Source organism: Flavobacterium sp., from assembly GCF_049240005.1.
Taxonomy (GTDB): Bacteria; Bacteroidota; Bacteroidia; order Flavobacteriales; family Flavobacteriaceae; genus Flavobacterium.
This window is the reverse complement of record NZ_JBMLTK010000029.1, coordinates 1-15,735: the sequence shown is the minus strand read 5'-3', so window position 1 is coordinate 15,735 and position 15,735 is coordinate 1. Positions and strand designations below refer to the sequence as shown.

11 protein-coding genes are annotated in these 15,735 nt (G+C 41.5%); 6 read left to right on the top strand and 5 right to left on the bottom strand.

From position 1 onward, the window contains the following. Positions 1-179 precede the first annotated feature (179 nt). Positions 180-2,705, bottom strand: a complete 2,526-nt coding sequence (locus ACOVQQ_RS03050) for a cation-translocating P-type ATPase (protein WP_421816944.1) — start codon at positions 2,703-2,705, stop codon at positions 180-182. A gap of 694 nt (positions 2,706-3,399) precedes the next feature. Between ACOVQQ_RS03050 and ACOVQQ_RS03045 the strand changes: the two genes are divergently transcribed. The 3 genes from ACOVQQ_RS03045 to hemL are packed head-to-tail and all read left to right on the top strand — an operon-like array spanning position 3,400 to position 6,439. Beyond that, positions 3,400-4,299 (top strand): 1-aminocyclopropane-1-carboxylate deaminase/D-cysteine desulfhydrase, encoded by a 900-nt coding sequence (locus tag ACOVQQ_RS03045; RefSeq protein WP_421816883.1) that lies wholly within the window; start codon positions 3,400-3,402, stop codon positions 4,297-4,299. Continuing rightward, the gene (locus tag ACOVQQ_RS03040; RefSeq protein WP_421816882.1) at positions 4,296-5,153 is read left to right on the top strand and encodes a glucosaminidase domain-containing protein; all 858 of its coding nucleotides are present in this window, start codon (positions 4,296-4,298) and stop codon (positions 5,151-5,153) included. The genes ACOVQQ_RS03045 and ACOVQQ_RS03040 overlap by 4 nt, the downstream gene beginning before the upstream one ends. After that, a complete protein-coding gene (gene hemL / locus ACOVQQ_RS03035) occupies positions 5,153-6,439 on the top strand; it encodes a glutamate-1-semialdehyde 2,1-aminomutase (RefSeq protein WP_421816881.1) in 1,287 nt (428 codons plus the stop codon). Before ACOVQQ_RS03040 ends, hemL begins: the two co-directional genes overlap by 1 nt. A 58-nt stretch (positions 6,440-6,497) precedes the next feature. Here hemL and ACOVQQ_RS03030 read toward each other — a convergent pair whose 3' ends face one another. From ACOVQQ_RS03030 to lysS, 3 genes are read right to left on the bottom strand one after another with little or no spacing between them, the layout of a single operon-like run. Next, the gene (locus tag ACOVQQ_RS03030) at positions 6,498-6,866 is read right to left on the bottom strand and encodes a hypothetical protein (protein ID WP_421816880.1); all 369 of its coding nucleotides are present in this window, start codon (positions 6,864-6,866) and stop codon (positions 6,498-6,500) included. A 53-nt stretch (positions 6,867-6,919) separates the two neighbouring features. Beyond that, positions 6,920-7,381 (bottom strand): hypothetical protein, encoded by a 462-nt coding sequence (locus ACOVQQ_RS03025; RefSeq protein ID WP_421816879.1) that lies wholly within the window; start codon positions 7,379-7,381, stop codon positions 6,920-6,922. Between the two features lie 49 nt (positions 7,382-7,430). Further along, the gene (lysS, locus tag ACOVQQ_RS03020; RefSeq protein WP_421816878.1) at positions 7,431-9,143 is read right to left on the bottom strand and encodes a lysine--tRNA ligase; all 1,713 of its coding nucleotides are present in this window, start codon (positions 9,141-9,143) and stop codon (positions 7,431-7,433) included. A 479-nt stretch (positions 9,144-9,622) separates the two neighbouring features. Here lysS and lipB point away from each other — a divergent pair, with 479 nt between their 5' ends. Next, a complete protein-coding gene (lipB, locus tag ACOVQQ_RS03015; protein ID WP_421816877.1) occupies positions 9,623-10,336 on the top strand; it encodes a lipoyl(octanoyl) transferase LipB in 714 nt (237 codons plus the stop codon). On the opposite strand, the gene ACOVQQ_RS03010 is transcribed toward lipB, so the two are convergent. After that, positions 10,326-10,928, bottom strand: a complete 603-nt coding sequence (locus tag ACOVQQ_RS03010) for a ribonuclease HII (RefSeq protein WP_421816876.1) — start codon at positions 10,926-10,928, stop codon at positions 10,326-10,328. The genes lipB and ACOVQQ_RS03010 overlap by 11 nt on opposite strands. Positions 10,929-11,132: 204 nt before the next feature. On the opposite strand from ACOVQQ_RS03010, the gene ACOVQQ_RS03005 reads away from it, so the two are divergent. Further along, on the top strand, positions 11,133-14,201 hold the full coding sequence (locus ACOVQQ_RS03005) for a SusC/RagA family TonB-linked outer membrane protein (RefSeq protein WP_421816875.1): 3,069 nt from the start codon (positions 11,133-11,135) through the stop codon (positions 14,199-14,201). Between the two features lie 18 nt (positions 14,202-14,219). Next, positions 14,220-15,728, top strand: coding sequence for a RagB/SusD family nutrient uptake outer membrane protein (locus tag ACOVQQ_RS03000; RefSeq protein WP_421816874.1), 1,509 nt, complete (start codon positions 14,220-14,222; stop codon positions 15,726-15,728). Positions 15,729-15,735: the final 7 nt, after the last annotated feature.

Below are 15,735 nucleotides of genomic sequence, written 5' to 3'. Positions count from 1 at the left end.
ATAGCCCACAGCCAAAAACGCCGGCTTTTGTGGCAGCGAGCGGGCGACGCCAGAAGCCACGCCAAGCAACTACAAAAGCAGCGTTTTTGGCGCGTCCCGATAGCTATCGGGAGGTAGTGAAACGCGCGAAATGCCGCCCAAAAAAACAGGTGGTTCAATCAAATAAAACAATCTCAGTTTTACAACAAACTGTCTTTTTTGACCTTTTGCGCATTTACTCGTCGCTGCCATTTTACCCCTTCAAACCAGAAAACGGTAAGGGCAGCAAGCGCTATGCACAAAAACAAATCTGTATAACTTAAGCGTTCGAAATCGAAAAATGCAGTTAGAACGGGCACAAAAAGCAACAGTGTTACTAAACTAACTGTGACACCAATAATAAATAAAACCCAATCGTTTTTGTATCTAAATGTGGTAAAAACCGAATAAAAAGCCGACCGATTTACTACGGTTAGAAAAATGTTTGCAGCAATGAGTACCGTAAAAGTGAGGGTTCGCGTTCGCGCCTCGTTGTAGCCGCATGCTACCGAAAATTGGTAAATGGCTAATGCACCGATCGTGATTATCAGTCCTTGTAAAATGCTAACCGACAGTTCATTCCAGTTAAAGAAAGTACTGCTGAGTGCTTTTGGCTTTTGCGACATGGCATTTTTTTCCAGCGGTTCGTTTTCATAAATGATCGAGCAAGTTGGCCCCATAATTATCTCAAGGAAAATGATATGTACCGGAGCGAATATATTCGGATAGACCCAACCTAAAGCCAGTGGAATGAAAACCGTAAGAATAATGGGTATGTGTATCGAAATGATGTATTGTATTGCTTTTTTGAGGTTCGTGTAGATTTTGCGACCCATGGCAATAGCGTCGACCATTTTAGATAAATCGTCTTCGAGTAAAATCAGCGAAGCTGCTTGTTTCGCGATTTCAGTTCCTTTTTTACCCATGGCAATACCGATGTGGGCTGCTTTTAAAGCCGGACCGTCGTTTACGCCGTCGCCGGTCATCGCTACAATTTGCTTATTTGCTTTCAGCGCTTCGATTATTTTGAGCTTTGCCTCGGGGAACATTCGGGTAAAAATGGCAGTTTCATGCACACAAGTTTGTAATTCCGCGGCATCGAGTTGCATAAGTTCGGTGCCGGTAATTGTTTTTTCGACGTTTCGAAACCCAATTTGCTTGGCAATGGCTGCGGTTGTTGCGGTGTTATCGCCGGTAATAATCTTAACGTCGATTCCTGCGGTGTAGAAATCAGACAGTACTTTTTGAATGTTCTTTTTAGGCGGATCGTAAAAGGCTACAATTCCCAAGAATTCAAACGGCAAGTCTTGCTGATTTTCCGGATAGGTACTGTTTTCGTAGTGCGACAAACCCACACCCAATAGTCGGTAACCGCGGGTAGCTAAGTCTAAAAGTGCAGTCGTTATTTGATCTTTTTGCACGGGAGTTAAGTCCGAAACCTGTATGAGTGCTTCAGGAGCGCCTTTTGCGGCGATTATTTTTTTGCCGTCCGAATTTTCGAAAACGTGCGTCATCATAGGTGGCTTACCTGCTAATGCGTACTCGTTCACTAACTTGTAGTTTGGCCTTTCGTCGGTTTGAGCAACAGCGCTATATGCTTTGTGGAGCGCCATTTCCATTGGGTCGAAAGGGTGAGGTTCGCTGGCCCACATGGCTGTTTGCACAAGTTGTATTTCGTTGTTTGCTGCTGCTTCGCTGGCATCGATAATTTTGTTGGTCGACAGCACATACAATTGGGCTAAACTCATTTTGTTTTCGGTTAGCGTGCCTGTTTTGTCGGTACAAATTACCGTGGCACTACCTAGGGTTTCAACCGTTTTCATTTGTTTTACTACGATGCCCATTTTCATTAATCGCCATGCGCCAAGGGCCATAAATGTTGTAAAAGCCACCGGAATCTCCTCCGGTAAAATACTCATGGCCAAGGTTAGCGATTGCAGCAAGCTGTTGAGTATGTTTTGAGTGCGCCAATAGTTTATTAACCAGACAATTACAAAAACCAGTGCGCCAGTAACGGCCATTTTTTTGACAAAGTTTGCTATTTGTACTTCGAGCGGTGTTTTTTCTTCGGCAATACCTTCTAAACTCGAGCCAATTTTACCCAATTTGGTATCATTTCCACTAGCTGTTACGGTAGCAATCGCCAAACCGCTGGCTACGCTGCTACCCGCGTAAATACGGTTGTCGTTTTTAGATTTATCTTTAAAAACCGCAAGCGATTCGCCGGTGAGAACCGATTCGTTAACCGAAAAATCATTGGAGTGTACAATACTGCCATCGGCGGTTATCAAGGTTCCTTCTTCCACAAGTAAACTGTCGCCGATAACGAGTTCTTCGCTTTTAATTTGTATCCGTGCGCCGTTTCGAATAACGTCGCAATGCGGTTGCGATAGGTCTTTTAGCTTCTCTAAAGCATTTTTACTTCTCGAGAATTGGTACAGCGAAATAGATGCCTGAAAAAGAACGGCTGCGGTCAGAAAAAGTCCGTCGCCCGCTTTCCCGCTCACAAAGTAAATGGTTGCTGCTACCAATAGTAAAATCACCATAGGCTCTTGCGCGGTGCGTTTCACGATCGCTACAAAGGAGTTCTCTGTTTTAAAGTGGAGTTTATTTTCGCCAAACTGCTCTCGAGCGCGACTCACCTGCTCGTTGGTTAATCCTTTGATATCGAAGTTGTTTTCTGGCATACTCAAAGGTACGGAATAGTTGGTCGGGCCTTATGTGTTTTGGTTCCGCATTTTCAAAGATGCAGCAGCCAACGCCCAAAAAACACATCCTAAGCGATCGTCGAGAGAGCTTTTTAAGCTGTTAACTGTTGGCCGTTAGCTTTAAGCGATTAGCAATTAGCTTTTAGTCTTTAGCTTCTTCCCTTTTTCATTTTTTTCAATTCTTTCCATTCTTTCCATTCTTTCTATTCTTTCTATTCTTTCTATTTTCCGTGCACATCCTGCCGCCGAATTTAGTGGAAGTTTGTGCAGCGGCAGGTCGGGCTGTTCACTGCAATACGCGCGTTTTGGCGCAGTTTCAGCCTAGGTATTTGGTTGGGCTTCCGTTGGTCGCCAGCCAAATTCGGGCTTCAATCGCGCCAAAAAGCTTATATTTTCGTTGCCATCCCTTGTGCGGGCTGAGGGTGTCTGGTAAATCGTTTTTCCTCGAGCACTTCTGCCGCGGCCGCGAGTGCAACGAATAGCCCACAGCCAAAAACGCCGGCTTTTGTGGCAGCGAGCGGGCGACGCCAGAAGCCACGCCAAGCAACTACAAAAGCAGCGTTTTTGGCGCGTCCCGATAGCTATCGGGAGGTAGTGAAACGCGCGAAATGCCGCCCAAAAAATTACCAAAATGCAAACAGTTGTTCCTGCTTAGGCAATTATCTTTGCGGTAATGACTATTTTACCGACACAAATAAAAAATCAGCGTGTTTTTTTAGCGGGATCCGATCGCGTTTCGGTTTCGATGAAGCGACTCGATTTGTGGCATCCGGTGATTTCTGGTAATAAGTTTTTTAAGCTAAGGTATAATTTAGAAGCCGCCTCAAAAATGGGTGCAAAGCGCATTGTAACCTTTGGGGGTGCGTTTTCAAACCATATTGCTGCTTGTGCGTATGCGTGTAAATCTGCTGGTTTTAAGGCGGTTGGAATCATTCGTGGCGAAGAACTCGAATTTCAAGAGCGCAACGCCACCTTGCGCTTTGCCGAAAGTTGTGGCATGCAGCTGCGGTTCGTATCGCGCGAGATTTATTCCCAAAAGCAATTGCCGTTTAAAGCCGCGCCAACCGATTTCATCATTCCGGAAGGCGGTGCCAACGAATGGGGCGTGCACGGGTGTCGGGAAATTTTATCGGAATCCGATTTGACGTACGATTACATTGCTGTATCGCTCGGAACCGGAATCACAGCGGCCGGTTTGTCGCATGCTTTGTTTCCACAACAACAATTACTCGTTTTTTCTGCTTTGAAAGGCGCACTAACTGACAGCGATTTTTTTACTTTTGCCGATGCAAAGCGATGCCGGCTTTTTGAGCAGTATCATTGCGGCGGTTACGCGAAATGTCCGCCCAAATTAGTACACTTTATCAACGATTTTTACAAACAAAACGGTTTTTTACTCGATCCGATTTACACCGGAAAAATGATGTTCGGTTTAGGAGATTTAGTACAAAACGGATTTTTTAAAGACGGGGCAAAAATTTTAGCCATTCACACCGGCGGATTGCAAGCAATTTCTGGTATGAATGCACGTTTGAAAGCAAATGGACTCTTAGAAATACAAACTGAATTATGAAGTATTTACTGGCTTTAGTAGCTGTTTTATTTTTAGCAACCAGCTGCAAATCGAAACAAAATTTAGTGCGAACCACCAAAACGGAACCGAAGATCAAAACCGTGAAAACAAAGCCGGTTGCTCAGAGTGCTTCAAACCAGTCGCAAATCACTAAACCCAATAATTCCAAGAAAACAGAAACCATTGTATCGACATCAAATACTGTGGTGTACACCGAAGTAGTGCAATCGTACGTGAACGATTTCAAAGACGTTGCCATGTCGAACATGCGTACTTACGGTATTCCGGCGAGTATAATCTTGGCTCAAGGAATTTTGGAGTCGGGAGCGGGTAGAGGTCGGCTGGCGGTTGAAGCCAACAATCATTTCGGAATTAAATGTCATAAAGATTGGACCGGCGAGAGTGTTCGTCACGACGACGACAGCGAGCAAGAGTGTTTCAGAAAATACAACGATGCCAGCGAATCGTATCGGGATCATGCCGTTTTCCTAACAGGGAGACAACGCTATGCTTCGTTATTTCAATTAGAGAAGAACGATTACGAAGCTTGGGCACGCGGCTTAAAAAATGCAGGTTATGCCACCGATCCGAAATACCCAGAGAAGTTAATTTCGTATATAGAACGGTACGAGTTGGCGCAATACGATGCGGCTGTTTTGGGAAAAAATTACATTCCGAAGCAGGCACCCAACGAATCGATTGCCTTCAGCGACAGCGATTATTACGAAGTGCAAAAAGGCGATACGTTGTATTCGATTTCAAAGCGGTTCGGACTCAGTGTAGAGGAATTAAAATCAAAAAATAATTTGGCAGACAATGCGATTGCTGTCGGACAAAAAATTAAAATCAAATAATGGAATACAAAAGAAGTAGTGCTTTATTTATTGAAGCGCAACAGTATATTCCGGGTGGTGTAAACTCTCCGGTACGTGCTTTTAAAGCGGTTGGCGGGCATCCGATTTTTGTGAAATCGGCAAAAGGCGCCTATTTATATGATGAAGATGGCAACCGATTGATTGATTATATTAATTCGTGGGGCCCCATGATTTTAGGACATGCCTACGAGCCCGTAGTGGAAGCTGTGATTGAAAAAGCAAAATCGGGAACTTCGTTTGGAATGCCCACGGAAATTGAAACTGAAATCGCGAAACTAGCCATTGAAATGGTTCCAGGCATCGATAAAATTCGGTTTGTAAATTCCGGAACAGAGGCTTGTATGAGTGCTATTCGTTTGGCGCGCGGTTTTACTTCGAGAAACAAGATTATAAAATTTGCGGGCTGTTATCACGGGCATTCCGATTCGTTTTTAATTCAAGCCGGCAGTGGTGCCAGTACGTTTGGTATGCCAAACAGTCCGGGTGTAACCGCTGGAACAGCACAAGATACGCTATTGGCAACATACAACGATGAAGCCAGTGTTCGCGAGTTGTTTGCGGCCAATCCGAATGAAATTGCCGCACTAATTGTGGAGCCGGTAGCGGGTAATATGGGTTGCATTCCTCCTGCAGCAGGATTTTTACAGTTTTTGCGCGACATCTGTTCGGAGAATAATACGCTGTTGATTTTCGATGAGGTAATGACGGGCTTTCGATTAGCTAAAGGAGGCGTACAAGAGTTATACGGTATAACGGCCGATATTTGTTGCTTTGGAAAAGTAATTGGCGGCGGTTTGCCCGTAGGTGCATTTGCAGCTCGTCGGGAAATCATGGATTTCTTAGCGCCAGTTGGACCTGTGTATCAAGCCGGAACATTGTCTGGAAATCCGTTGGCTATGGTTGCCGGACTAACGATGCTACGTGCAATAAATTCCGATGCCGAGTTGTTTAAAAGGCTCGAGGAGAAATGTGCGTATTTAGAAAACGGCTTGCGTGAGGCATTTTCAGAAACTGCGATTCCGTTTACAATTAATCGGGTTGGATCGATGATTTCTATTCACTTTGCCAAGGAAAGTGTTGTTGATTTTGCCACTGCAAAGCTCGGCGATAACGAGTGGTTTAAAAAATTCTTTCACGGCATGCTGCAGGAAGGCGTTTACATTGCACCTTCGGCTTACGAAAGTTGGTTTTTAACCGACGCTTTAACTTACGAAGATTTAGATTTTACGATTACAGCGGCGAAGAAAGTCGCGGCAGAGATGTAACAGAAAGCTGTTTTATGGCAATATGGAACAAAAAAGGCGGTCAATCGACCGCCTTTTTTTAATGAGTTAAATTATGGAATACTTGCTGGTTTGCTTTCAGCGTCTCATACTGGTCGTTTGGAAGAGAAGCTTCTAGTTTTCTCGCAATGGTTTGATAGATAATTTCTTTACGTTCGTCACTAGCACCTGCAGCTTCATTCAAAAGACGGTATTTGGTAGTAAAAAGTTCTTTGAACATTTCTTTTTGTGGTTCTGTAAGAGCTAGTACCGATGTCATGTCCGCAAGATTAGATTCAACTTTTTTGAGATCTACACCTTTTGTAGTTTCCGTTTGAATAGTAGCTGGTTTTGTTACTATTGGTGATGCTTTTTGCGCCATTCCCGCAAGCGAGAACATCATAAAGCTAAGTAATGCAAGTTTTTTCATAACGTTTTTCGATTTAAAGAAAGCCAAATCTAAAGAAATTATTTGATATAAAATTAATCTTGCAGCTCATTTGGTGCTGGTTCTGCATTTTTTCCTCTACGTCGGTCTGATAGCTTTTTCTCAATCTTATCCGCTCTTTTATCACGCGATGCTTCCCATTTGGCAAATTGCTCTGGTTTCAGAATCTTTTTCATTTGGTCGCGAAGCGCAATTTTTTCGTCAAGGATTTTGTTTTTCATGTCGAAACGCTCCTGATCGGTTGGCTTCACACCCGACTTTCTTTTAGCGATCAATTCTTCGCGAGTAGCTTCTCTTTTCTTTTCCGCTTCAAGGAAAACTTGCTTAATCTCCTTTTGCTGAGCGGCAGTCAGATCGAGCTGCAACGTCAATTCCTTAACACGTAATTCGGTGCGTTGCTCGGGCGTTAGCGGTGCTTTGCGGGTTTTAACTTCTTTCTCTTGAGCGAAGCCTACGAAACTCGTAAGTACAATCGCAATCATCAATAGTTTTTTCATTTGCTTAAAAATTAGATATATGTCTATGACGATTTAATTTTCAAAAGGTTTAATGTTCGGCTTTTATCTCAAAAAATTTATCCTCTCCTTCAGCAACTACGCCAATCAAACCTAATTTTGACAAGTTTTTAGTGTACTGATCCCATTTTTTGCCCGATAATTCTGATTTGATTTTTAATTCGGAAATGAGAAGCTTTCCTTCGGCTTGTTGCAGTAAATCCAGTAAACGCTGCTCTTCAGCGTGCAATTCAACAGTTTTTTTCTGTTTTTCAGGACGCATTTGTGGGAAGAAAAGCACTTCTTGAATCGACGTATTATCAGTTAAAAACATGATTAGTCGATCCATGCCAATTCCCAAACCTGATGTTGGAGGCATTCCATATTCTAAAGCGCGAAGAAAATCCTCATCGATAAATTGCGTGGCTTCCACATCGCCTTTTTCCGACAAGCGCAGTTGCTCTTCAAATCGCTCACGTTGATCAATCGGGTCGTTTAATTCCGAATAAGCATTAGCAATTTCTTTTCCACAAACCATCAACTCAAAGCGTTCGGTCAATTCCGGATTTTCGCGGTGTTTCTTGCAAAGCGGCGACATTTCTATCGGATAATCCGTGATAAACGTAGGTTGAATAAAATTTCCTTCGCAAAAAGCGCCGAAAATTTCGTCGATCAGTTTTCCTTTACCCATGGTGCCATCCACTTCAATACCCATAGTTTTGGCAGCCTCGTATAATTCTTGTTCTGATTTTCCAGAAATATCAAACTGCGTAAACTTCAAAATAGCGTCACGCATGCTAATTCGCGGATACGGCGCTTTAAAATCGACATCCATGCCGTTGAAAGTCGTTTTTGTAGTTCCGTTTACCGCAATCGCACAATGCTCGAGTAATTTTTCGGTAAACGACATCATCCAGTTGTAGTCTTTGTAGGCTACGTAAATTTCCATAGCGGTAAACTCCGGATTGTGCGTACGGTCCATTCCTTCGTTACGGAAATTCTTCGAAAATTCGTAAACTCCTTCAAAACCGCCTACAATGAGTCGCTTTAGATACAATTCATTGGCAATACGCATATACAAAGGCACATCAAGTGCATTGTGGTGCGTGATAAACGGTCGTGCGGCAGCGCCACCTGGGATAGGTTGTAAAATTGGTGTTTCTACTTCCAAATACCCTTTTTCATTAAAGAAATTGCGCATCGCATTAAAAAGCTTTGTACGCTTTATGAAGGTTTCTTTAACGTGATCGTTTACGGTTAAATCAACGTATCTTCTGCGGTACCGCAATTCGGCATCGCTAAAGGCATCGTGTACTTTTCCATCGGCGTCGGTTTTAACCACCGGCAATGGTCGAAGTGCCTTTGAAAGTACTGTCAGCTCAGTAGCATGTACCGAGATCTCACCTACCTGTGTTTTAAAAACAGTTCCTTTTATTCCGATGAAATCTCCTAAATCCAGTAAGCGTTTAAAGACTACGTTATAGGCAGTAGCGGCTTCATCGGTCGAAATATCATCTCGAGAAATGTATACTTGAATGCGTCCTGTCGCATCTTTAAGTTCTGCAAACGATGCTTTCCCCATGATGCGTTTACCCATCAAACGACCGGCAATAGTGACTTCTTTCCCCGCCAGGGCGTCGTAGTTATTGAGAATTTCTTCCGCGTAAGCGTTGGTGTGAAAGGCCGCCGCTGGAAACGGATCGATATTTAGCTTTTTAAGTTCTTGTAGTGCTTCTCTGCGAAGTATTTCCTGTTCTGAAAGCATGGAATAAATTTTTTGCAAAGATAGCTTTTAAGCTCGCGGCTGCAAAACCCAAAGCACGGATAAATTGAGTAGTAAAATTTTTGTGGTAATTGATTCATTTTCAATTGGATTGTCTGTTTTATCAGGGCGGCTTTTCGCGCTGTTCGTTGCAATACCGCCTTGCCGTACCGGTTTGGGCTGTTTTTCGAGTCAGCTTCCTTTGGTCGCTGGTCTCAAAACGCCCGCACACGGCACGGTTGAGGCTTTATTTCCACTACCATCACGGCCGCGGCAATCGTTGCTAGGAGGCGTGTTGTGAAAATTTTAAGAAAGTTATTTTTTTTCTTTTGGTTTTTTAGGTTTTAAAATATTTTAAATCAGTATTTTATACGAGGTAATATTGCAATATTACAAGTGTTAAAATTAAATAGAAAAGTAGTTACTTTTTCAAAAACATCATCATCAAAAACAGAATGAATTAGGATTCGTAACTTTGCAGCATGCAAGTACTCCAAAACAAAAAAGTTCTATTAACCGATTTAGGTTCGAAAGATTACAAAGAAACTTGGGATTTACAGGAGCAAATTTTTCAGCAAATTGTTTCGCAAAAATTAGCAAATCGTTCAGGAGTCTATCAACCTACAAGAAATCAGTTGCTATTTGTGGAACATCCGCATGTGTATACTTTAGGCAAAAGTGGTGATTTTGAAAATTTACTGTTGTCGGAAGAGCAATTAACTCGAATTGGAGCTACATTTTATAAGATTAATCGGGGAGGCGATATTACCTATCACGGTCCGGGGCAGCTGGTCGGTTATCCGATTTTAGATTTGGAGAATTTCTTCACAGATATCCATAAGTATTTGCGTTTGTTGGAAGAGGCAGTAATCGCTGTTATTGGACATTACGGTTTAAAAGGACAACGATCGTCGGGTGAAACAGGCGTATGGCTCGATCCCGACACGAAATTTGCGCGGAAAATCTGTGCCATGGGTGTTCGAGCTTCGCGGTGGGTTACCATGCACGGTTTTGCCTTGAACGTAAATGTCGATGTAGGTTACTTCGATCATATCATACCTTGCGGAATTAGAGGCAAAGGTGTTACCTCTTTGCAAAACGAACTAGGAGTTACTCAGGTTCCTATAGAAGAAGTAAAAGCCTTGTTTTTGAAATTTTTCCGGCAGTATTTCGAAGCCGAAATTGTTACCAATTAAGCGGAAGTTCTGGTTCGGGCAGTAGTTGGAAGGTTTTTCGGTGATGCTCAGTAATCCCAAAGTCGCGAATTCCTTGTCGATGTTTCGGGGTTGGATATCCCATGTTTTTGTGCCAGTCGTATTGCGGATAAGTAGTTGCGGCTTGTTCCATATAGTCGTCTCGATAGGTTTTAGCTAAAATAGAAGCCGCTGCGATATTCATATATGTGGCATCACCTTTTATAATGGTCTTATGAGGTATTTCTTTATATTTTTTAAAACGGTTGCCATCAATTAATAGGTGTTGAGGTTGAACAGCAAGGTTTTCTATGGCTCGATGCATGGCTAATATTGATGCGTTCAGGATATTGATTGCTTCAATTTCTTCGACGCTTGCCCAAGCAACTGCGAAAGCTATGGCTTCTTTTTCGATGACCTCGCGCAGCTGAAATCGTTGATTACTGGTCAGTTTTTTGGAATCGTTCAATAATTTATTCTCGAATTGAGGAGGCAAAATAACCGCTGCTGCAGTGACAGGTCCAGCAAGACAGCCCCTTCCAGCTTCATCGACTCCAGCTTCAAGAAGATGGCTTAAATGGTTTAGTTTTAGCATAACTAATTGAAAAAGAGCTTAAAAATGTTAAAAAACTTCATGAGGCGCAACCTTTTTTTTAAATATACTCTTGTTAACATAGTTATTCAAAAATATGAAGCTTAGCTTGGAAATAAGTTAATTTTTCGCAATAAAAGGCTAGAAGTTGTGTAATTAAGAAATTATTATGAAGTTTGCGGAATAACTAATTCAAATTAATTAAATATGAGATTCAAATTTAAATGGTTACTCACTATTGCGATTGTGTTTACCACTTTAGTTGGCTACTCGCAAAAGAAGTCAATCAGTGGAGTTGTGACTGATGGAAAAATGCCTTTACCCGGCGTGACTGTCGCGATTAAGGGTACAAACGAGGGCGCCTCGACTGATTTAGATGGAAAGTACTCCATTTCGGCTGCCGCTGGCGATGTTCTCGAATTTTCCTTCATTGGAATGAAGACTAAATCAGTTACTGTTGGAGCATCTTCGACGATCAATGTATCGCTACAGGAAGACGTTCAAGTCTTAACTGAGGTACAGCTTGTAAGTGAAGGTTATAACAGAACCAGTACAAAAGCGAGAACAACGGGAGCGTCTGCAACAATTTCTTCGGAAACAATACAAAACAGACCAAACGCTTCATTTTTTAACTCACTCCAAGGACAAATAGCGGGTTTGAATGTAATTTCGAGCTCTGGTTCACCGGGTTCTGGTCAAATCGATTTAATTGTTAGAGGTGTTGGTTCGATTAACGCAAGCTTAGATCCTCTAATTGTAATTGATGGAGTTCCTACTGCGGCGAATCAGTTTAGAAATTTGAACCAAAATGATATCGAGACAGCTACTTTGTTGAAAGATTCATATTCTACTTCGATTTACGGTAACAGAGGAGCTAACGGTGTACTTGTAATTACTACCAAAAGCGCAAAATACGGCTCTTCATTAAAGGTTAGCTACGACGGTATGACAGGTGTTTCTAGATTACCAAGCGAATCGTACAACTTATCTAATGCAAAGCAAGCATTAACAATCGAAAACAGATTTGGTTTAGGTTTAGGTGCTTCATTAACTCAGGCTCAAATTGATGCTTATCAAATTGACACAAATTGGAGAGATCAATTTTTTAATCAGGATATATTCCAACAGCACAACGTTGGATTAACATTTGGTGGTGCTAACACTAGTAACTATACTTCTTTCAATTATTTTGAACAGGGAGGTTTAGTTCCTACAACTGATTTCCAAAGATTTACAGTTCGTAACAATTTTAATGGCCGAAGTGCCAATGAGAAATTTACATACAGTTCTCAATTTACTATTGGTTTTTCTAGAAGAAATCAACTAGCGCAAGAAACAAATAGTGGAATTGATAACAATACCATCCAGAATCCGCTACAAGGTGCTCTTCTTGGTTTGCCTTATTTGGAGCCATCTCCCTATCTAACTGGTCAAGAACTTTTTGACGGAATTGGATTTAATTTTAACGGAGCTAACGATACATATGTATTGGAAGATATTTTAAGAGGTTCGGTTCCAAATGAGTTTACCGAAACAAGCGCTCTCGCAAACTTTTCAGCAGGTTACAAGTTGTCAAAAACGCTTTCTATACAAAACAAATTTGGTGTAGATTACAGATTGTCTAGACGTATTTTTGCAAGAGATCCTAGAGGTTTCTTAGCTATTGCTGTAAGAGAATCTAGAGAAGAAGAATTTGGAGGTTTCGAATCTCATGCTAGTACTCGTGACGTTACTTTCACAAATATTGCTAGTTTGAATTATTCAAAAACATTTAAAGACAAGCATAGAATTGATGCAGGACTTTATATGGAATATACGAAGGTGCACGTAAATGGTAATTCGTTTACTCAAAACGGGTTAAATGAAAAAACGTGGTCTTTTGGAGCAGGAACAGGATATATTCCTTTTGATCCAAGCACGCCAAATAGCTATTTGCCGGCAGTTTCTGCTAGTAAAATTACTGCTGGTACACTTTCTTATTTTGGAACCTTTGACTATGATTATAGCGAGAGATTCGGTGCTGGTCTTGTATTAAGAAGAGATGCTTCTTATCGCTTTGTAGAAGACAATAAATGGGCAACTTTTTGGGCTATTTCTGGAAGATGGAATATCGATAAAGAAGCTTTCATGAAAGATACTAAATGGAGAATGTTGAAATTACGTGCTTCATACGGAACTCAAGGTAACCAGAATGTATTGGCTGCTGGCTATGGGACAAATGCACTTGTTACAGGGGCAACCATTGTTCGTGACTTGTACGGTACTGGTGCTGGATACGATGCAAGTAGCAGCGGATCTGGATTTACTCAGTTAGGTAACCCTACATTAGCATGGGAAGAGCAGTCTCAGTCTAACGTTGGTCTTGACTTTAACTACAACAATAAATTAGAAGGTACTATTGATGTATATGAAAGAACAACACGAGAGCTTTATGCACCAGACTTCCTTTCTGCTGGAACAGGCCAGTATTCACAGAACGCAAACAACGGTACGTTGAGAAACCGAGGTATTGAGCTATTATTGCGTTACCAAGTTCTGAAAGGCGCAGATTATGGGTTGAAAGTATTTGTTAATGGAGCATATAACCAAAACGAAATCCGCCAAATTAACGACCCAGGTAATCAGGCTGGAAACAGTACTGTTTTATTGCCAGGTAGAATAGTTAATGAGTGGAACCTTATTCCTTATGTTGGAGTAAATCAATCAAACGGTAACTTACTATTCCTAGATCGCAATGGAAATGTCACTGAAAATCCTGATCCAGTAAATGATCGTCGTTTGACTGGCAAATCAGCAATTCCAGTGTACACTGGTGGTTTTGGATTAAATGCTGATTTCAAGAATTTCTTTTTGGACGCTCAGTTTTCCTACGCATTAGAAGTTTACAGATACGATAACCAGATGCGTTGGGCGAATCTTACGGAGTTTATTGGACAAGAGAATGTTTCTGCAGACATGCTAAACGCTTGGACTATTGATAATCCATCAAACTACCCTGCATTAAACGCAACTAACTATACATTTGATTCTGATTCAACACGCTGGTTGAAAGATTCGTCTTTCCTTCGTTTAAAGAACGTTTCATTTGGTTACAATGTGCCTCGTGACTTCTTGGCAAAAACGTTCTTTACCTCGATGAAAATTTTCGTTCAGGGTGAAAACTTGTTAACATGGACAAAATGGAGAGGATTTGATCCTGAAAGTATTTCAGCTAGTTTGATCACTGGGTATCCTAATCCACAAACGTTGTCTTTTGGTGTAAGTGCACAATTTTAATCCTAATACTTATTATAGATGAAAAAAATATTTTCTTTAATCGCAGTGCTCGGACTACTTATAAGTAGTTCTTGCGATGATGCCATAGACATAAAGCAGGAAGGCGAGCTTACTGAACAGGCTCTGTTTGAAACTTCCGATGATTTACAAGACTTTCTTGTTGGAAACGTTTATTCTTTTGTTTCGGTCGACAACGAAATTGGATTTACGGCAAATTTTACTGATGAGATTGGAATTGGCCCAGGTAATGGTGGTCAAGGTACTGAATTGTTCAGGTATATTTTAACTCCAGCAGAAGGTTATGCATCATCGTTATGGTTGGGTAAATACTCACTTATAAACCGTGTTAATAGATTAATTCGCGGAGCGACTTTAATTACTGTTGCAGATGAAGCAGATCAACAGAGAGTTAATAGCATTATTGCTGAGGCTCGCGCATTAAGAGCATTTGCTTACATGCAGCTCCTCGCTTTTTATTCTCCTGATATGACTGATCCTGATGCATTAGGCGTAATGCTTCTTGATTTTGTTCCAGAGGTTGATACGAAGCTACCACGAGTTCGCAATGCGGAAATATTTGCTTTGATTGAAGCGGATTTAGCATATGCTCAGGCAAATCTTGTTTTACCTGATCCAGTTCCTGCAAATCAATATAAGTACGTTACTCAAGATTTTATTAATGCTACTTATGCAAGGTTTTACTTGTATTCAGGTAACCATACACTTGCTAAACAGTATGCTCAGCAAGCAATCGATCAATCAGGCTTGACTCTAACTCCTGCCACTCCTTACAATGCAGCTAATTTCTATACAGCTGGAACTACTAATCCGTACAGAAGAATGTGGGCAGATGCAGCTGCTCCGGCTGGTCGTGGAGAAATATTGTTTGCATTATCGAGACCTACTGTTGGAGGTGGTGGAAGCATCGGAGGTACTTTCTTCTTTAATACTACCGAAATTACTGGCGGCGCTTTCTTCAATATGGGACTAAATTTGTTTAACGAATTGAATGAAAATGCTGGTGACATTCGCCGATTAGCATTCGTTGATCCAACTTCGACAGCTGAAGATAAAATTATCGATAAGTATCCTGGTAAAACCAACGCACCTTTGCGTAATGATATTAAAGTTTATCGTATTTCGGAAATGTTTTTAATTCTGGCCGAATGTGCTGTCGTTGAAAATCAGTTAGCAACTGCAGCCGGATACATTAAAAATATCCGAGATGCAAGAAGCCGAACTGGAGCTGTTGCCTTGCCGGTTTATGCAGATGCACAGGCAGCTTGGGCTGATATTGTTGATGAGAGAAGAAAAGAATTGTGTTTCGAAGGTCACCGTTATATTGATCTCAAGCGTTTGGGTGTACTTGCAAATAGAGCTATAGATAGAAATCCATCTGATGATATTTTAGCAGCTACTCCGTTAACGTTGCCAACTACCGATTATCGTTTTACTCTACCGATCCCTCAAACTGAAATTCAGGGTAATCCGAACATCCGTAGTCAACAAAATCCGGGTTATAATTAATTTTAAT